The 17,093-nt window shown below is 64.6% G+C and carries 16 protein-coding genes; 4 read left to right on the top strand and 12 right to left on the bottom strand.

What is annotated here, in order from left to right; translation table 11 throughout:
- Positions 1 to 12: 12 nt before the first annotated feature.
- Positions 13 to 2,262: an FAD-dependent oxidoreductase gene (locus ACK28C_RS09790; RefSeq protein ID WP_409152103.1), complete on the top strand. Its 2,250-nt coding sequence runs from the start codon at positions 13 to 15 to the stop codon at positions 2,260 to 2,262.
- 62 nt (positions 2,263 to 2,324) lie between these two features.
- Here the strand turns inward: ACK28C_RS09790 and ACK28C_RS09785 are convergent, their stop codons facing one another.
- The 7 genes from ACK28C_RS09785 to ACK28C_RS09755 all read right to left on the bottom strand — a co-directional run bounded on the left by ACK28C_RS09785 (position 2,325) and on the right by ACK28C_RS09755 (position 7,993).
- Positions 2,325 to 3,359 (bottom strand): tRNA-dihydrouridine synthase, encoded by a 1,035-nt coding sequence (locus ACK28C_RS09785; RefSeq protein WP_015557057.1) that lies wholly within the window; start codon positions 3,357 to 3,359, stop codon positions 2,325 to 2,327.
- Positions 3,359 to 4,129 carry a type III pantothenate kinase gene (locus ACK28C_RS09780; protein ID WP_015557058.1) on the bottom strand — a complete coding sequence of 257 codons (771 nt, stop codon included), beginning with the start codon at positions 4,127 to 4,129 and terminating at the stop codon, positions 3,359 to 3,361. The genes ACK28C_RS09785 and ACK28C_RS09780 overlap by 1 nt, the downstream gene beginning before the upstream one ends.
- 72 nt (positions 4,130 to 4,201) lie before the next feature.
- Positions 4,202 to 5,620, bottom strand: a complete 1,419-nt coding sequence (locus ACK28C_RS09775; protein ID WP_409152102.1) for a ComEC/Rec2 family competence protein — start codon at positions 5,618 to 5,620, stop codon at positions 4,202 to 4,204.
- Between the two features lie 13 nt (positions 5,621 to 5,633).
- Positions 5,634 to 6,326, bottom strand: coding sequence for a helix-hairpin-helix domain-containing protein (locus ACK28C_RS09770; RefSeq protein ID WP_015557059.1), 693 nt, complete (start codon positions 6,324 to 6,326; stop codon positions 5,634 to 5,636).
- Between the two features lie 400 nt (positions 6,327 to 6,726).
- Complete coding sequence (locus ACK28C_RS09765) at positions 6,727 to 6,996, bottom strand: type II toxin-antitoxin system RelE/ParE family toxin (RefSeq protein ID WP_208873804.1); 270 nt, start codon at positions 6,994 to 6,996, stop codon at positions 6,727 to 6,729.
- On the bottom strand, positions 6,993 to 7,244 hold the full coding sequence (gene relB, locus ACK28C_RS09760; RefSeq protein ID WP_243440678.1) for a type II toxin-antitoxin system RelB family antitoxin: 252 nt from the start codon (positions 7,242 to 7,244) through the stop codon (positions 6,993 to 6,995). The genes ACK28C_RS09765 and relB overlap by 4 nt, the downstream gene beginning before the upstream one ends.
- A 113-nt stretch (positions 7,245 to 7,357) precedes the next feature.
- A complete protein-coding gene (locus tag ACK28C_RS09755) occupies positions 7,358 to 7,993 on the bottom strand; it encodes a bifunctional adenosylcobinamide kinase/adenosylcobinamide-phosphate guanylyltransferase (protein ID WP_208873805.1) in 636 nt (211 codons plus the stop codon).
- A 63-nt stretch (positions 7,994 to 8,056) separates the two neighbouring features.
- Here ACK28C_RS09755 and ACK28C_RS09750 point away from each other — a divergent pair, with 63 nt between their 5' ends.
- From ACK28C_RS09750 to ACK28C_RS09740, 3 genes are all read left to right on the top strand, one after another.
- Positions 8,057 to 8,821 carry an adenosylcobinamide-GDP ribazoletransferase gene (locus ACK28C_RS09750; protein ID WP_409152101.1) on the top strand — a complete coding sequence of 255 codons (765 nt, stop codon included), beginning with the start codon at positions 8,057 to 8,059 and terminating at the stop codon, positions 8,819 to 8,821.
- Positions 8,822 to 8,832: 11 nt separating this feature from the next.
- Entirely contained in the window at positions 8,833 to 9,213 is a 381-nt protein-coding gene (locus ACK28C_RS09745; protein ID WP_015557062.1) for a bifunctional adenosylcobinamide kinase/adenosylcobinamide-phosphate guanylyltransferase, read from the top strand.
- 215 nt (positions 9,214 to 9,428) lie between these two features.
- Positions 9,429 to 10,217: an HAD hydrolase family protein gene (locus ACK28C_RS09740; RefSeq protein ID WP_015557063.1), complete on the top strand. Its 789-nt coding sequence runs from the start codon at positions 9,429 to 9,431 to the stop codon at positions 10,215 to 10,217.
- Between the two features lie 84 nt (positions 10,218 to 10,301).
- Here the strand turns inward: ACK28C_RS09740 and fusA are convergent, their stop codons facing one another.
- The 5 genes from fusA to ACK28C_RS09715 form a co-directional block, all read right to left on the bottom strand.
- Positions 10,302 to 12,398, bottom strand: coding sequence for an elongation factor G (gene fusA, locus ACK28C_RS09735; protein WP_208873808.1), 2,097 nt, complete (start codon positions 12,396 to 12,398; stop codon positions 10,302 to 10,304).
- Between the two features lie 87 nt (positions 12,399 to 12,485).
- Positions 12,486 to 13,976 (bottom strand): Asp-tRNA(Asn)/Glu-tRNA(Gln) amidotransferase subunit GatB, encoded by a 1,491-nt coding sequence (gatB, locus tag ACK28C_RS09730; RefSeq protein ID WP_015557064.1) that lies wholly within the window; start codon positions 13,974 to 13,976, stop codon positions 12,486 to 12,488.
- A 1-nt stretch (position 13,977) separates the two neighbouring features.
- Positions 13,978 to 15,441, bottom strand: a complete 1,464-nt coding sequence (gene gatA / locus ACK28C_RS09725) for an Asp-tRNA(Asn)/Glu-tRNA(Gln) amidotransferase subunit GatA (RefSeq protein ID WP_208873809.1) — start codon at positions 15,439 to 15,441, stop codon at positions 13,978 to 13,980.
- A 2-nt stretch (positions 15,442 to 15,443) separates the two neighbouring features.
- A complete protein-coding gene (gene gatC, locus ACK28C_RS09720) occupies positions 15,444 to 15,734 on the bottom strand; it encodes an Asp-tRNA(Asn)/Glu-tRNA(Gln) amidotransferase subunit GatC (protein WP_015557065.1) in 291 nt (96 codons plus the stop codon).
- Positions 15,735 to 15,999: 265 nt separating this feature from the next.
- Positions 16,000 to 17,092 (bottom strand): IS3 family transposase gene (locus ACK28C_RS09715; protein ID WP_409152653.1). Its coding sequence is split into 2 segments (ribosomal slippage): positions 16,000 to 16,857 and positions 16,859 to 17,092, totalling 1,092 coding nucleotides; the frame shifts between segments, so codons are not numbered across the junction.
- Position 17,093 lies beyond the last annotated feature (1 nt).

The raw sequence follows: 17,093 nt of genomic DNA, 5'->3' as shown, positions 1-17,093 counted from the left end.
AGGTTTTCTTTCGTGAGATCGGATCGGAAGTTCATGGGCATGTGGCATTCTCTGAGGACCGCCGCGTGGCTTGCGGCTCTCGCCTTCGTCGGCGCAGCCTTCGCGGCGGGCCCCGCGGATTCGGCGCCACGCGGGGGGAAGCGCCGCGATTACGACGTGGTGGTGGCCGGTGGCGGCATGGGCGGCATTGCGGCGGCCATTCAGGCCGCGCGGCTTGGGGCTTCGGTGCTCGTCGTGGAGCCAAGCGCGTGGATAGGCGGTCAGGCCACAGCGGCGGGCGTCTCCACGATGGACGACCTCAGCCGGACGCGCAGCGGCCTGTACCTTGAGTTTGTCTCGAAGCTGAAGGACTATTACGACGCGAGGGGGAAGGCCATGGGGACCTGCTACTGGGACGCCAGGAGCCTGGCGTTCGAGCCCCACGTCGGCCACGACGTCCTGATGGAAATGGTGGAGGCAACGCGCGGCAGCGGAAAGAACGTCCTGGACGTCCTCACGAACGCCTCGGTCACCGCCGTCAGGAAGGAGGGACACAGCGTTCGCGGCGTGGCCCTCGAGACGGGGCGAGGGAGCCGGGACGTCACCTGCAGGGTCCTCATCGACGCGACGGAGTACGGGGACCTCCTGCCACTTGCGGGGCTGCCCTACCGCGTCGGAAACTCCGTCGCCCCCTTCGTGAACCCGGACGCCATGATTCAGGACATCACGTGGGCCGCCGTCATCAAGAAGTACCCGGGGGGCGTCCCGGAGGAACTGAGGCCCGTCGCCCCCCTGCCCGGCTACGACCTGGCGCGGCGCAACTACGAGAGCTACGTCATCGCCGGAGGCGCGAACTTCAAGGGGACCTACCCCGTCGTCCTGCCCGTCAACTTCGTCTCGCACAACGCCTACCGAGGCCTCCCGGATTCCTCGACCCCCTGGACCTACGACGGCAACGCGGTGAACTGGCCCTATATCACCAAGTGCGGCGTCAACTGGGGCAACGACTACCCGGGGAAGTACGGATGGGAGGGAAAGCGCGGCCTGCCCGCCGCTTACCTCGAGGACCCTGCCCTGAGGGAGGAGGTCGAGCGCCAGGCGCTGATCAAGACGCTGCACTTCATCTACTACGTCCAGAACGAGCTGCAGGAGAACTGGTCCGTGGCCGACGACGAGTACTGGAACGACCCGCTGCCGCCGGCGGCGCGGGAGCTCCCGACGGAGTGGCAGGAGATCGTCCGCCGGATGCCGCCCGTCCCCTACGTCCGCGAGTCGCGCCGTGCGGTGGGACAGCGCACGCTGACGTCGGCGGAGCTCCTGCAAAACTCCCTGAGCTATCGCGACGGCCAGACCAGCCACGAGTTCCCCAACGCGATCGCGATCGGCGGCTACATCCTGGACCTCCACGGCGCGGACACGGACTCCGACATGGAGTGGGAGCTTGGCGAGAGGGCGATTTCGAGCGAGCTCAACCGTCCCAGAGGTCCCTTTCAGGTGCCCCTGGACGTCCTCATTCCGTCGGACGTCGAGGGCTTCCTCGTCGCCGAGAAGAACCTGTCCATGTCCCGCCTCTCCGCCGGCGCCCTCCGGCTCCAGCCCATCTGCATGATGACGGGCCAGGCGGCGGGGGCCCTGGCCGCGCTCTCCGCCAGGGAGGGCGTCAGGCTCCGTGACCTCCCCGCCTTCCACGTGCAGTGGGCGCTCCTGAACGCCGGGGTCGAGCTCTCCCTGTGCCGCTACTCCGACGTGCCTCCGGAGCATCCCTGCTACAGGAGCATCCAGATATCCAACCTCTACGGGCTGACGGAGCCGTCGGAGTACCCCCACGCCTCCTCCTACAACATCCAGGACCTGGACGACCCGGTCCTGGCCATGGCCCTCATCAAGGGGGACGACAAGGGAGTGTTCGGCACGGACGAGATGATCACGCGGAAGGAGATGGCCTCCATGATCGCGAGGGGACTCGCCGCCTGCGGCGCGAAGCGCGGCGTTCCGGCCGCGCCGGAGGGGAAGCCCGACGCCTTCGTGACGCGGGGGGTCCTCGCTCGTGAGCTGTGCGCCGCCTTCGGGTTTCAGGAGGCGCCTCGGCCACAGAAGGGGCGGACGGCGTTTCGGGCCTCGGAACACCCGAACGCCCCGGCCGTGAACGCCCTGGCCGCCCTGGGGGTGCTGGACATCTATCGGGGCGACGGGGAGTTTCGCTTCGGGCATCCCGTCACGCGCAGCGAAGCCATCGACGTGCTGGTGCGGGCCATGGCCGCGGCGGGACTGCCAGGGAAATAAGGCCCCTCCTTATTAAGAGGGGTTGAGAAGGAACGAACTTCGGGCAGGGCTTCCTGCCCGTTTTATTCCCCGGCGGGGTTGCCGCCCTCCGTCCCCCTCCGAAAGACCGCCAAGATCTCCTCGACGCTGCCGCTGCATCCGGCCTGATGCCGCAACTCCGCCGCCCCGCTGATCCCCCTCAGCACCCCGCCCATCAGACGCTTCAGCAGGATCACGGCCTGTGCCTCGCCCGAGGTCCCCATCGCGCGCTCGCCAAGCCAGCGAAGGGCCGTCATCCTTCCCGCGGGCGTCCTGTCCCGCGCCATCTCCGGAACCGCATACCCAAGCGCGTTCAGCGCCTCGGCAAAGAGCCACGGATTCCCCAGGGCGCCCCGCGCCGCCATGACGAGGACGCACCCCATCTCGAGGTACTCGCGCACGTCGCCGACCTCGCGCACGTCACCGCTGGCGCTGATGAAGCCTGGGAAGAGACGGGCCGCCGCCGCGTGGACCGTTCGATCCGCGACCCCCTCATAACGCTGGGTGGCGGTTCGGCCGTGGATGCAGACGTTGTCCGCTCCGGAATTCAGCAACCCCTCGATAAAGCGAACCGTTGCCTCGATCCCGGCCTCTCCAGCCTCGATGCGGCGGATCTTGACCCAGACGGGGAACCCCAGCCCCTTCAGGCCACGGACCATGGCGAAGGCGTCCGAGGGGCTCTTCAGGAGTGCGGCGCCCGCCCCACGCTTCGTTACCTTCGGCATGGGACAGGCCATGTTGATCCCCAGGCCGGCGAAGGGAACTTCCCCGCTTTGGTGGACGAGGTCGAGCGCCGCTTCGGCGCCCCGGACCAACACGTCTGCGGCAGGCGCGAAGAGCTGCAGGATAACGGGGGCCTCGGACGGCGAGGTGTGGAGCATGGACAGGGTCTTCCGGTTGTGCCGCACCAATCCCGCGCAACTCACCATCTCGGTGTGGGTCAGCGACGCCCCCAGGCGCGTGAAGAACTCGCGGATGGGGAGGCTGGTCACCCCCGCCAGCGGCGCGAGGCAGAGGGGGTTCTGCAGGGAGAGGCCCCCCGCCCGAATCGGCCCCGCCGCGACCTCACAGGGCACCATCAGTCCGACCCTCTGACGCGGTCGTGAATGAGCCTGAGGCCGTCCAGGGTCAGCCAGGGGTCCACGTACTCTATCGTCTGCGACAGCTTCGCCATGACCTCCGCGTGCCCGCCGGTGGCGGCCACCTTGACCTCGGTCCCTATCTCCGCGCGGATCATCCCCACGATGCGATCCGTCAACCCCGCGTTCCCGAACAGGATTCCGGACTGGATGGACTCGTTCGTGTTGCGCCCGATCACGGAACGGGGCAGGGCCAGGGCCACCTGGGGCAACTTCGCCGCCTTTGCGAACAGGGCGGAGATGCCGGACTGAAGGCCCGGCGCGATCGCGCCGCCGAGGTAGGCACCGTCCGGAGCGATGACGTCGAAGGTGATCGCCGTGCCGTAGTCTGCGACGATGAGGGGCGCGCCGTACTTGCTTCGCCCTCCGACGGCGTTCACGATGCGGTCGGCCCCGACCTCCCGCGGGGCGTCGTAGCGGACCTCCATGCCCGTGTCCGTGGAGGCGTCCACCCTCAGGGGCTCGACGCCGAAGAAGTTGCGCATGGCCTCGGCCAGCGGGGCGTCCAGCGTGGGGACCACGCTGCAGAACACGGCCCCGTCGATCCTCGTCGAGGCGATGTCCTTCGTCCCCAAGAGCGTCAGGATGTAGACGCCCAACTCATCCGACGTGTGGAGGATGGACGAAAGGCGCCAATGCGCCACGAGTTGTTTACGATCAAAGACGCCAACGACCGTCGTGGTGTTCCCGACGTCCATGACGAGCAGCATGAAAGCACCTCCAAAGCAACGTTCTCAAGAAAGTGGCGAACAAAAACCGGATGCGCACATCGTTAGATAAGGTCATAAAAAAATGAGAAAGGACGCGATCGTGCCCCCCGTCGTGAGCAGCGCCGTCCGAAGGGCCGTGAGGCGCATGAAGCGGCACAGCAGAAGGAGGAGCGCCCCGGCCCCCAGCCAGGCGATGAGAGGACCCCATGGGACGAACGCCGGCACGAGGCCCGCCAGCCCGTTCGCTCCGGCACCCCAGAGGAGAAAGGCGCCCTCCGACGCCATCAGGAGCCAGGACGCAAGGGGAAGGCCCAGGAGACGGAGGGCGGCCCCCGCGGAGGCCAAGACGAAGCCCGCCGAGAAGAACGTCGGCGCGACGAAGTTCAGCAGGACCCCCGCCAGCGGAACCCCCTTGAAGGTGTAGGCGGTCTGCGGAAAGGTGACCAGGGCGATCAGCGGGCTGAGGAGCAGCCACGTCCGGACCTTCGCGAAGCGCCCGCCCCCCGCCATCGCCGCGATGGTCATGGCGGCCAGCACGGACAGGCGCCAGCCCACGTCCCAGAACAGGAAGGGGGAGTGTACCAGCAGGAGCACCGCCGCGAGGCTCACGCTGTTTACGGGGTTGAGCGGCCGCCCCAAAACGCGCGCGAAAAACGCCGCCTGAAGCATCAGGGCCGCCCGCAGCGCGCTCGGCGCGGCGCCGGTCAGGAGGACGTACCCCCACAGGATCGCGGACAGAACGAGGACGTTCCCTCTCCCTCCAGGCAGGAGAAGAGCTGCGCAGAGGACGACGATCCCTACGTGGAAGCCCGACACGGCCAGGAGGTGACTGGTGCCCCACGCTCGGTGTTGTCTGCTCAGCGCCTCGTCCCGCTGCCCCAGCCAGGCGGCTCTGAGGTACGCCCCCGTCAGGGGCGGCATGTGGATGACGAGCGCGCGGGAGAGGCGATGTCTCAGGCGGTGGAGGTTCCAACCCTGGGCGGGAAGGGGCTCCAGCCGCGAGGGCGAGAGGCGCGCGACGACGCCGCGGGCGCGCCAGTAACGCTCCTCGTCGAAGCCATCCCGTCCCCCGACGGACTTCAGCCGGCGCGTGACCCCCTCGACCTTCACCTGATCTCCCTCCGTCAGCTCGGCAAAGTGGAGTCGCAGCAAAAAGCTGCCCTCTGCCGTGTCGATCACGGCGGCGAAGCCCCGTCCCCATGGCCGGACCAGCGAGACGGTCCCGACGGTTTTGACGGACCGGGAGGGCAAGAGCGGGCACGTGAAGACGAGGTACATCCTCAGGGCGCAGAAAAACGTCAGCCCTGCGAGGACCAGGAGCACGGGCCATTGAGAAGCGATCTTCCGCTCGTAGGTACACAGGGCAAGGCCGACGGCCAACAGGGGAGAAAGCAGGATGAGGCCTGCGGCACCCGTCGCACTGAACAGCGCCGCCGCCGTGACGAGGGCACCAAGGACCGCGAGGAGGGGCGCGCGAAGGAGAATGGCCATTTTCAAGAGGGATTCAAGGGCTCACCGAGGCCTGTTCCATCAGACCTTTGAGCTTTGTGGCCCCGATGCCCCGCACGCGGACGAGGTCCTCCACCGACGTGAACGGCCCATGCTCCTGACGGTACTCCACGATGCGGCGCGCCAGGGTGGGGCCGATGCCGCGCAGCGCTTCCAGTTCCGCGGCGCTGGCTCGGTTGATGTCGATTCGGCCACTCCTCCTGGGAGCAGGCGGAACGTGCAGGACGACGTTGGGGCGGACCACCGGCACGATGGGGGGCGCGGCTTCGGCGGCGCGCTCCCCCTTGCGCGGTACGTGGACGTGGAGCCCGTCCGTCAGGGGTTCCGCCAGGTTGACCGCCACGCGGTCCGCGAAGCCGTCAAAGCCGCCCGCAGCATCGACCAGATGGAAGAGCCGCGAGTTGGCCGGCAGCTTATAAACTCCGGGCTTCCGCACGCTTCCCGTGATGTAGAGGTACCACTCCGCCTGGGGTGCGGCCTCCTGAGCGCTTTGCCGCTCCGCCTCAGGCTGCCCCGCAGAAGGCGCCCGCGGCTGGACCCGAGCTGGCTGTGCCTCCGCTCCCTGCCGCTCAAGCCGCTCCTTCACGGAAGGAAGGAGCATAGCCGTCGCCCCCACGACCGCGAAGAGGACGAACCCCATCACGGAGATCGTCTGGACGCGGTACCTGTTCCAAAGCTCGCGCCACATTGCCGCTCCCCCTTCCCCATCCGTCCGGCTCCCTGCCCTGTGCCCCCGCGGAGAGCGCAAAACGGGCACCGCCTTGCGTTCTCCGCGATCTTTTGTGAAGAAACCCGAATTAAAGATACCACGGAACCCGGCGCAGGTCCAGAGAGCGATGCTGCCCCCAGTCCACGGGGACGCAAAGTGCGGGCAAAGTAAGGGACCAGACAGGAGAAAAGTTTTTGGGGAAGCGCTGATCAATCTTCACTCAACGACTCAATCAGTGTTTCCTTAGGTGTTGTTGCTAAAACCACAATCACCGTTTCTTGATACTTCGTCTGCGATGGCTTTGCCACGGCCACCACCCGCACCAGTTATAAACCATGCTTTTGGCGCTTTTGGCATTGTGCCTTGCCCCCACAGATTCCTATCGATCGTACACGTCTCTACGATGTCCGACAGTCAATGCAAGGATGATAAGTCTATTGTCGTCTATCGTGCAAATAAGACGATAATCACCGATCCTGTATCTCCATTGACCGCTTCTGTCAGCGGTCAATCCTTTTCCATGCACCCTTGGGTCTTCACAATTTTGCAGATTTTTAGAAATCCACGATTTGATCATTCTCTGAGTGTACCTGTCCAATTTCTTAAAATCTTTATCAAATCGATTGGACGTTTCTATTCGATAACTCATAAATCCAGTTCTTTCCACAATTCTTCTATAGGTCTGGACTTACGGCCGCTGTCTACGTACTCTTTGTATGCTTCATTGGCAACTGCAACGTCATATTCATCCTCTATACGGTCAAACAAAGCGCTTTTGAACGCTTCTCCCAATGAGATTGCATGAATCTTCGCATAGCTCTCTGCAAGGGCTTTTTCTTCGCCTGTTAATCGAATGGAAAATGCCATAAACTCATCTCCTTTCTTTGTGTAGTTCATTGTACTGCACATTTTTTGTCTCTGTCAACTTTATCTCCTCAGCGCCTCATTCGATGTCGGGACAGCGGAACGGCCATGACCCCTCAGCCGTGGATTGGGGGTCCCGCACGTTCTCAGATGGCGCCTCCAACGGCCTTCGCCGTCGGAAAGATCCGGGCGGCGTCCCCCTTCCAGAATCGGGCGATGCCGAAGGCGCACTCCACCACAGCGTCCGCCCTGGCCGCCAACAGCACGTGCAGCTCCCCCAGCAGGCGAACGTAGTCCTCCACGGCCGCGTCGTAGTGGCCCCCATCGGAGAAAATGTCGTCGGACACGACGATGAGGTCCCGTGCGCAGTCCTTCAGGGCCAGGGTGGAGCGCAGGACCTCGCCTCGCACCTCGTGGACGCCGCGAACGCTTCCGTCCTCCAGAAACATCTCGTTGGCAGCCCAGTTGGGAAGGCATTCCAGCAGCACGAGGGCGCCTTCGGGGATGGATTCAAGGACGCCCGTCAGGCCCCGCTCCCGTTCGACCGTCAGAAAACCGCGCCCGCTCCGAGCCCTCCTGTGGCGCTCCACGCGCCGTCGCATGTCCTCATCGCTCACGCGGGCCGTCGCCAGGTAGACGCGCGGGGCGTCCGGCGACAGCGCCAGCGCGGCGCGCTCCGCCCACTCGCTTTTTCCGCTGCGCACGCCGCCGGAGACGAAGAGGAACATCAGGCCCTCGCCGGAGCGTTTTTCGTCAAATTCATGTAGAATAGTGGAACGCACCGCGGTCCGCCGCGGAAGCGGGCCGACCGTGGCAAGACGCCTTGAATCGAGGTGACGTGTGTCGTGAACATCCTTCGCTCCTTTCTGATCGCGTGCTCCTTCCTCACCATCCTGCCCGTGCCGGCAATGGAGTGGACGGAGGACAACATGCGGCCTTTCTGCCTCGCGTTTCCCCTGGTGGGGATCCCTATCGGCGCCCTGTGGGGGCTTCTGGCGTTTGCCCTTTCGGGCTGGAGCGCCTCCCCGACGCTGCGCGGGGTCGTCATGGCGCTCTGCGCGCTGGCGCTGACGGGCGGCATCCACATGGACGGCCTCATGGACACGTGCGACGCACTCTTCTCGCGGCGCGACCGCGAGGCGCGGCTCAAGATCCTCTCGGACCCCCACGCGGGGGCGTTCGCCGTCATGGGCTGTGCCGCCGCCCTGTTGCTGCAGTCCGCGATCTTTGCGGAGCTGCTCTCCGCTCCCCCCTCCGCAGCTTTCTTGCTCCTCCTTGGCACCATCCCCCTGTGGTCGCGGCTCGGCATGGGGCTCCTGCTGAACGCCACGCCCTTTGCGCGGGAGGACGGACTTGCCAGGACCCTGGGGGCGCTGCGCACGAGGCGGCACACGCCCTGTCTGGTCGCAGGGGCGGCCCTGCTGGCCGCGTGGAACTTCTGGACGGCGGGCGCGCCGGCGCTCTGCCTTCCCCTGACGGAGTGCGCCGTCTTCCTCCTGTGGCGGCGCTCTTGTCTGACGGCCTTCGGTGGCGTCGCAGGGGACCTTCTGGGGGCCCTCAACCTGCTTTCGGAGACGGCGATGCTCCTGGTCCTGAGGGAGATGCTGTGAGCGCGCAGCCGATGCACCTGATCCTGGGCGGCCGGCACATGGGGAAGCGCACCTACGCAGACTCCCTCTACGGCCCCGCCCTCTCGCCGTGCGACCTCGCCTCGGCGGACCTCGCCCTCCTCCCCGCCGCCGACAGGGTCCTCAACCTGCAGGAGGGGGTTCGGCGGCTCCTCCTGGCCGGCACCGACGCCGGCGAATTCTTCAGGGCTCATCTGGAGGACCTCAGGACCTGCGTCCTCATCGGGTCGGAGGTTGGCAGCGGCGTCGTCCCGATGGACCCCATCGAACGGCGCTGGCGCGACGAGACGGGGCTCCTCTACCAACTGCTGGCGCGTGAGGCCGCGATCGTGGACCGGGTCTGGTGCGGGCTGCCCCTTCGCCTCAAGGGGTGACGGAGGTACGCGGTTCAGGCTCCCCGCGACCGTCAACCGCATCGCGATTCGCGCGATTCGATTGACGGGTTAAGCCTTACAGGTCGCGAAAAGCACGCAGTTTTCTTGTTTTTTCAAGGAGGCGCTGCCGAACCCCTCCGCTGGACGGCCAGGCGCGGCCTTTGGCAGTGTTCGCGGGTGAATCCGCGCTCCCTTTGAGCATGGAAGGAGAGCCCATGAGACGCAAGTACGTTTTCTTCGACATCGACCACACGCTGCTCAGCCACGTGGGGACGAGCCACATCCCGTCCGAGACGCGTGAAGCCCTGCGGCTTTTGAAGGCGAACGGACACGTTCCCGCCCTCGCGACGGGGCGCGGGGCCTTCCTCACCCACCCCATTGCGAGGGACCTCGGCATCGAGCTGCTCGTCTGTGCGGACGGCGCCCACGTCCTCAATGGTGGGAGGACCCTGCACCGAACCTGCCTGCCGGAGGGCGCCCTCGACGGGCTCCGCAGTCTGGCCGCGTTGCTCCCGAAGGAGGTCGCCGCGATGGACGATTGCTTTATCTACACGGACAACGAAAGCGAGGACTGGCGGACGTACTTTGAGGTTCAGGCGGGGTACGCCTGCGTCCGTCCCCTGCGGGAGATGGATCGGGCGTTCCTGGGCTGCCTGATGGTGCGGCCGCCCCTGAGAGGGGATTACGGCCCCTTCACCACGCCGCCTGCAGGCGTCCTGATCGAGGCCCTGCACGACCTCGTCGAGATGCGGGCCGAAGGCGTCTCGAAGTGGAACGGCATTGAGCGCGTCATGGAGCACTTCGGGGCGGACGCCTCCGACGTCATCACCTTTGGGGACGGGCTCAACGACGTGGAGATGCTGCGCCGCGCCTCGATCGGCGTGGCGGTCGCTGGGGCCAGTCGGGCGGCCAGGGACGCGGCCTCCTTCGTCGCCGAGGACATCGACGACGGCGGCATACTCAAGGCGTGCCGCCACCTCAAACTGATTCCGGACGGGGACTGACCGACGGCACGATCTCCGCTGTCAGGACAAGAGGCCCCGCCGGTATGGCGGGGCCTCCCCTGCGGTGCAGAGGCGCGGGCGGGATCAGTTCTCCTCCGCGTCTTCCTTCTTGTGGGCGGCGATGACCTTCTTGGCGATGTCGGCGGGGACCTCCTCGTAGTGGGAATACTGCATGACGAAGCTGCCCTCGCCCGACGTCATGGAGCGGAGGACGATCGCGTAGCGGAACATCTCCGCCATGGGGGCCTGCGCCTTGACGACCTGCAGCTTGCCGTGGCCCTCCGTGCCCATGATGCGGCCGCGGCGGCTGTTGAAGTCGCCCATGACGTCGCCCATGAACTGTTCGGGGACCGTGACCTCCACGTTCATGATCGGTTCGAGGAGCACCGGCGAGGCGTCCATGATGCCCTTGCGGAACGATAGGCGCGTGGCCAGCTTGAAGGACATCTCGGAACTGTCCACGTCGTGATAGGAGCCGTCGTAGAGCTCGGCGCGGAAATCCACGACCGGGAAGCCCGCCAACGGCCCCTCCGACATGTACTCGTGGAGCCCCTTCTCCACCGCAGGAATGAAGTTGCGCGGCACCGCGCCACCCACCACGCTGTCCACGAACTCGAAGCCCGCGCCGCGCTCCAGCGGGCTGTAGCGGACGTAGACGTCGCCGTACTGGCCGTGGCCGCCACTCTGCTTCTTGTGCTTGCCCTGAGCCTCGGCCATCTTGCGAATGGTCTCGCGGTAGGGCACCTGGGGCGTTTGGGTCTCGAGGTCGATTCCGTAGCGCTCCTTCATGCGGGACAGGACGATGTCGATGTGCAGGTCGCCCATCCCGGAGAGGACGTTGTCGTGCGTCTCGGGGTTCTTCTCGAACGTCAGGCCCCGGTCCTCGTCCAGCGTCTTGGAGATGGCCGTCCCCAGCTTATCCTCGTCCGCCCTCGTCTTGGCCACGATCGCCACGCTGTAGACGGGGGCCGGATACTCGATTTTGGCGTACTGGTACGGCGCCCCACCCTTCGTGCCCAGCGTGTGGCCCACCTTCGTGCTCTGAAGTTTCGGGATGGCCACGATGTCGCCCGCGATGACCTCCTTGACGTCGCTGCCGTCCTTGCCGCACATCATCTTGAAGGAGCTGATCCGCTCGTCCTCGCCCTTCTTGACGTTGTAGATGTTGTTGCCGTCGGAGGAAAGCCTGCCGGAGTAGACGCGGATAAAGGACAGCTTGCCGACGTAGGGGTCCACCATGACCTTGAAGCAGAGGGCCGAAAACGGGTCGTCCAGGTTCGGCTTCACCTCGACGGCCTTCTCGCCCTCGTACGCCTCGACGCTGCCGACGTCCACCGGGGAGGGGAAGTAATCCGCAACGAAGTCCAGCATCTGCGGCACCCCGACGTTCGCCGTCGCAGACCCCGTCAGGACGGGCATCACGCGGCGCGAGACGATGGCCATCTTCAACGTTCGGGCCAGGTCCGCCTCGGACACGGCCCCCTCCCCCTCGTCCAGGTACTTCTCCATCAAGGCGTCGTCCATCTCGACGGCGGCCTCCAACAGCGCCTCCCTTGCCGCCTTTGCGGCGTCGGCCATGTCGGCGGGGATGGGTTCTTCGGTAAACTTTCCGCTGCCGTCCAACGGGTACTTATAGGCCTTCCCCTTCAGGACGTCAACGATGCCGCTGAGTTTATCCGCCGAACCGATGGGCAGGAAGACCGGCAGCGCGTTCGGCGAGAACTGCTCATGGATGTCCGCGAGGACCTTATCGAAGTCCGCGTTCTCCCGGTCCATCTTCGAGATGTAGAAGGCGACGGGCACGCCCTGATTCCCGGCGTACTCCCAGGCGCGCCCCGTCTGGACCTCGATGCCGCCCACCGAGCTGACCAGGATCACGGCGGTGTCGGCGACGCGGATTGCGGCACTCATCTCCCCCGCGAAGTCGGCATAGCCCGGGGCGTCCAGGACGAAGAACGTCTTTCCGTTCCGCTCCATCGTCAGGAGGGAGGTGCTGATTGAGATCTGGCGTTTCTGCTCCTCAGGCTGGAAGTCACTGACCGTGTTGCCTGTCTGTACAGAACCCATGCGTGTGACCTGCCCATTGTCGAAAAGCATCGCCTCGGCCAATGAGGTCTTTCCTGCCCCACCATGGGCTACCAGCGCGAAACTCCTCGTGTCCTCAGGTTTACGTACTCCCATCCTCCAACACCTTCCTCGATATAGTTTGCTTCAAAATAAAGCCTTGCTGGCCTTTATCCTAATCGCCCCTTGCAGGACGTCAAGCCCTTAAAGTCCCTCAAGCAGTTTCGCGATCCGGTCGGGCAGCTCAGCCGGATTCGCCTGTCCCTTCGCTTCCTTCATGACCAGGCCCTGAAGGAACTTCATCTTCTTGCCCTTCGTGTCCTTACCCGACCGGATCACGTCCACGACGTCACGATTCGCCTCCAGCACCGCGCGGATCATCTCCGTCAGTGCGTCGCCCGTGACGCCGCCCTCGGTGATGCCACAAGCCTTTGCCGCGTCGTCGACGGTCGTGCCCGTTTCCGCCATGCGGTCAAAAACGTCCTTGGCCTGGGTCGTGGAGAACCGGCCGTCCTCAACGCGCTGAACGAGCTCCGCCAGTGCCCTGGGAGCGATCCTGAGGTCCCCCAGCCCGATCTGCCGCTCGTTCAAGGTCCGCAGGACCTCCGTCCGAACCCAGTTGGCCGCACGAAGTGGTGCTGCGCCGGCCGCGACGCAGGCCTCGAAGTACTCCGCGAGGTCCCTGGAATCCGTCAGGACGTCCGCAATCTCAGGGGGGATATGCATCGCCTCTACGTAGCGCTCCGCCTTCACGTCGGGCATCTCAGGCATCATCGCAGTGACCTCGTCCGCCCACTCCTTCGAGACGACGAGGGGCGGAAGGTCCGGATCGACGATGAACTTGCGGTAGAACTCCTTGGAGCGCGACGCCGTGGTCACGCCCTTGGCGTCGTTCCAGTGGCGCGTTTCCTGAAGCACCTGTCCGCCCTGAAGCAGGACCTTCTTCTGGCGCTTGATCTCGTATTCGATGGCGCGCTCCAGCGCGTGGAAGGAGTTCATGTTCTTGACCTCGACCTTCTTCCCCCAGCGTCCGTCGGAGCACTTCATGGAGACGTTCGCGTCAAAGCGCATCATGCCCTTCTCCAGGTCCACGTCCGACGCCCCGGAGTAGCGCACGCGGCGGCGAAGCGTCGTCACGTATTCCACCGCCTCCCGCGCCGAGGAGACGTCCGGCTCGGACACGATCTCAGCCAGCGGCAGCCCGGAACGGTTGTAGTCCACGTAGGACGTCGCCGCGCCTTCCAGACGCCCGTCGGCCGCGCTGTGGTGGAGACGGCCCACGTCCTCCTCGAGGTGAAGGTGGTGGACTCTTATCCTCTTGAGCTTCCCCTCGTCGTCGTGGACCTCGATGTACCCCGTGGTCACGATGGGGAGGTCGCACTGGCTCGTCTGGTAGCCTTTCGGCAGGTCGGGATAGAAGTAGGACTTGCGGAAGAAGAGCGACTGGGGCTGGATCGTGCAGTGCAGCGCCAGGCCCGCCAGCATGCCCTGCTGCACCACCTGAGCGTTCAGGCGCGGCAGCGCGCCGGGAAGCCCCATGCAGATGGGGCAGATGTTCGTGTTGGGGTCCGCGCCAGTGTCCGTGGAGCAGCCGCAGAAGATCTTGGTGTCCGTCTTGAGCTGAATGTGGATTTCGATGCCGATAACGGGCGTAAACGTCAGTTCGCTGTTCATGTTCTCATCCTTCCCGGACATATCAGAGCCCTCCCCGCGCGATGGAGGGAGAGCCGAGGCACTCCTCCAGCGTCAGCCCCGCGTTCAGCAGGTCGGGGTCGCTCCAGCGGGCGCCGATCAGCTGCAGCCCGACGGGCAGTCCTGAAGCCGCGTGCTCCACGAAGAAGGAGAGGCCCGGCAGCCCCGCCAGGTTCACGGGCAGGGTGTAGAGGTCCGATTCGTAGCCCTTCATCTTGTCCCGGTCCGTTTCCCCGATCTTCGGTGCCAGCAGCGGCGTGACGGGCTGAAGGATGAAGTCAGCGCTCTCGAAAGCCTTTGCGAACTCCCGCGCGATCAGCGTGCGCACCTTCGTCGCCGCGACGTAGTACTCGTTGCAGCGCGTGGGCTCCGTAAGGCAGGTGCCGGCGATGATGCGCGACTTCACCTCGCTGCCGAACCCCGCGGAGCGCACGGCCTCGAACATCTCCTTGCTGCCGACCGCGTCGTCCACCGTATAGCCGTAGCGGATGCCGTCGTAGCGCTCGAGGTTCGTGTGGGCCTCGGACATGGCCAGTGCGTAGTAGCAGGAAACCGCATAGCGGGCGACGGTGGGGAGCCCCACCTCAAGGATTTCGGCCCCGGCGTTCTCGAGGAGCCTGCGAACGCGCGCCATGGCGTCTGCGATGGGGGCCTCCAGGGTAAAGGCCTGAAACTCCTTCACCAACGCAACCCGCTTCCCCTTCAGGTCCATTTTGTGGGGCGTGAAGTCAAAGGACTTGCCGGGGACGCTGCTGGAGTCCATGGGGTCGTAGTGGACCAGGATCGCCATCGCAAGCTGCAGGTCCGACACCGTCCGGGCGAGGGGCCCCACCTGGTCCAACGAGGAGCCGTAGGAGATGACGCCGTAGCGGCTCACCATGCCGTAGGTCGGCTTGAGCCCGTAGACGCCGCAGTAGGAAGCCGGTTGGCGGATGGACCCTCCGGTGTCGCTGCCCAGCGCGCAGGGGGCGTAGGCCGCCGCGACAGCCGCGGCGCTGCCGCCCGAACTGCCCCCCGGGACGTGCGTCACGTCCCAGGGGTTCTTCGAGGGGCCGAAGGCGGAGTTGCCGCAGGTGTTCCCCATGGCGAACTCGTCCATGTTGGCCTTGCCCAGCAGGACCGCTCCCGCCCCCTGCAGGAGGGACCAGACCGTCGCGTCATACGGCGGGCGCCAATCGCCCAGGATTTTGCTGGCGGCCGTGGTCCGCACGCCCTTCGTGCAGAGGTTGTCCTTCAGCACGACGGGAACGCCGCCCAGCGGGCCGACGTCCTCCCCCCGCGCGATCCGGGCGTCGATCTCCTCTGCCCCCCTACGGCCCTCCTCCTCCGTCGGGGTGATGAGGGCCGCAAGTTTCGGCTCGCAGGAGGCGGCACGGGCAAAACAGGCGTCAAAGAGCTCCAGCGCGGAAAACTTCTTCGTGCGGACGCCCTCGGCGGCGTCCCGCAGGTTCAACTCAAAGAGCTCCATGATCAATCCTCCATAATGCGGGGGACCTTGAAGTAGTCCCGCTCCACGTGCGCGCTCTCGCGCAGGATCGCATCCCGGTCCTCAAAGGGCTTCAGGACGTCGTCCCGCAGCGGACACTCCATCGTCTCAGCGAAGCAGAAGGGCTCCACGTCCTCGAGGTCCAGCTCATTGAAGCGATCCAGCATGTCCAGAAAGCCGTTGATGTAGCCCACGGCTGCGGCCAGCTCATCCTCCGTCAGGATCAGGCGGGCCTCCAGGGCGATATCGCGCACTTCGTCACTGCTCAACTTCATCGCCGCACTTCCTCTCACTCTTTCTGAAAGATTCAAAATCCGCGGCCGTGCCCTCGCTGCGACCGCCGAATTATGCACACATTATGAAATTATAGCAGTTAGGAACTTTCTTTCAAGACGAACCTCACCGAGGCCCGAAGATGCGGCAGGGACATGCCTCTTTTAAGAAAGCGGGGCTGCACGGATCGGCAGCCCCGCTTTCTGCACGTATAGTGGTCCCCATGTCAAGGACCAAAAAGAGGGGAAAGAGAGTTTAGGTCAAGGTTCAAGAAATGAGGCACTTTTCATACATGTTGCGCGGGGTTATCCTTCCCGGTAACGCCGTGAGCGGACGCTCCTCATTGTAAAATCCGAACCACCACCTCAGCCCTTCCAGCAATTCGGGCACATTCTCATACTCGTTCAGATAGATGCACTCGTACTTCAGGCTTCGCCATAGACGCTCAATAAAAATGTTGTCCAACGCACGACCACGGCCATCCATGCTGATGCGTATCGCACTGTCCAAAAGCCGGCTCGTAAAGTCATCGCTCGTAAATTGACTGCCCTGATCCGTGTTGAATATCTCAGGTTTACCTCGACTCAATGCCACCTCCAGTGCCCTCACGCAGAATTCGCTGTCCAGGCTGTTCGACAGCTCCCACGACAGCACATAACGGCTGTACCAGTCCATTACCGCCGCCAGGTACATGTACCCCTGCTTCAGAGGAATGTACGTAATATCCGTGCTCCATACCTGGTTGACAGACGTTATCTCAAGACCCCGAAGCAGATACGGATATACCTTGTGCTCCGGATGGGGCTTGCTCGTCGATGGGCCAGGAGCCTGGCCTTCCAGTCCCATCTTTCGCATCAGACGCATCACTCGCTTACGGTTTACCGCATATCCCTGACCTTTGAGCCAGATCGCCTTCCTCCGACTCCCATAGAACGGCGTCTGGATATACTGCCGGTCGATTGCCTTCATCAGTTCTTCGTTAGCCTCACTCTCCCTGCAGGGCAACAATGATCGGTAATAGCCTGAGCGGCTCAATGCCAAAAGCTCGCACTGGCGTCTGATGCTCATCTCGGCATCGCACGGATTAACAAAACTGCGCCGTTCAGCGACGCTCAATTCCTCCTCGTTTTTTTTTGAGCCACTCTATATCCATTTTCAGGCGCCCGATTTCCTTGTACAACGGGTCGGTGATCTTTTCTACGTCCATTGAGCTCCCCGTCTCAAAAAGCTCGGACGCCCTGTCGCTCAGCATCTTTTTCCAGCGCCCTATCTGCATGGAAGAAACACCATACTCCGCAGATAATTCCGATAGGGTCCTGTCGTTACGATACGCGCTTAACGCAATCTCCAGCGGCGGCAGA

It is taken from the genome of Fretibacterium fastidiosum (assembly GCF_964642095.1).
GTDB classification, from domain to species: Bacteria; Synergistota; Synergistia; order Synergistales; family Aminobacteriaceae; genus Fretibacterium; species Fretibacterium fastidiosum.
The sequence above is the reverse complement of the archived record's forward strand: the minus strand, read 5'-3'. Positions and strand labels throughout refer to the sequence as shown.

Bases quoted from the DNA above. Each gene is read 5' to 3' on its own strand.
- ACK28C_RS09785 (WP_015557057.1), bottom strand. From the start codon at position 3,359: ATGGTGCCCTGTGAGGTCGCGGCGGGGCCGATTCGGGCGGGGGGCCTC.
- ACK28C_RS09780 (WP_015557058.1), bottom strand. From the start codon at position 4,129: ATGCTGCTCGTCATGGACGTCGGGAACACCACGACGGTCGTTGGCGTC.
- ACK28C_RS09775 (WP_409152102.1), bottom strand. From the start codon at position 5,620: ATGGCCATTCTCCTTCGCGCGCCCCTCCTCGCGGTCCTTGGTGCCCTC.
- ACK28C_RS09770 (WP_015557059.1), bottom strand. From the start codon at position 6,326: ATGTGGCGCGAGCTTTGGAACAGGTACCGCGTCCAGACGATCTCCGTG.
- ACK28C_RS09765 (WP_208873804.1), bottom strand. From the start codon at position 6,996: ATGAGTTATCGAATAGAAACGTCCAATCGATTTGATAAAGATTTTAAG.
- relB (WP_243440678.1), bottom strand. From the start codon at position 7,244: ATGAACTACACAAAGAAAGGAGATGAGTTTATGGCATTTTCCATTCGA.
- ACK28C_RS09745 (WP_015557062.1), top strand. From the start codon at position 8,833: ATGCACCTGATCCTGGGCGGCCGGCACATGGGGAAGCGCACCTACGCA.
- ACK28C_RS09740 (WP_015557063.1), top strand. From the start codon at position 9,429: ATGAGACGCAAGTACGTTTTCTTCGACATCGACCACACGCTGCTCAGC.
- fusA (WP_208873808.1), bottom strand. From the start codon at position 12,398: ATGGGAGTACGTAAACCTGAGGACACGAGGAGTTTCGCGCTGGTAGCC.
- gatB (WP_015557064.1), bottom strand. From the start codon at position 13,976: ATGTCCGGGAAGGATGAGAACATGAACAGCGAACTGACGTTTACGCCC.
- gatA (WP_208873809.1), bottom strand. From the start codon at position 15,441: ATGGAGCTCTTTGAGTTGAACCTGCGGGACGCCGCCGAGGGCGTCCGC.
- gatC (WP_015557065.1), bottom strand. From the start codon at position 15,734: ATGAAGTTGAGCAGTGACGAAGTGCGCGATATCGCCCTGGAGGCCCGC.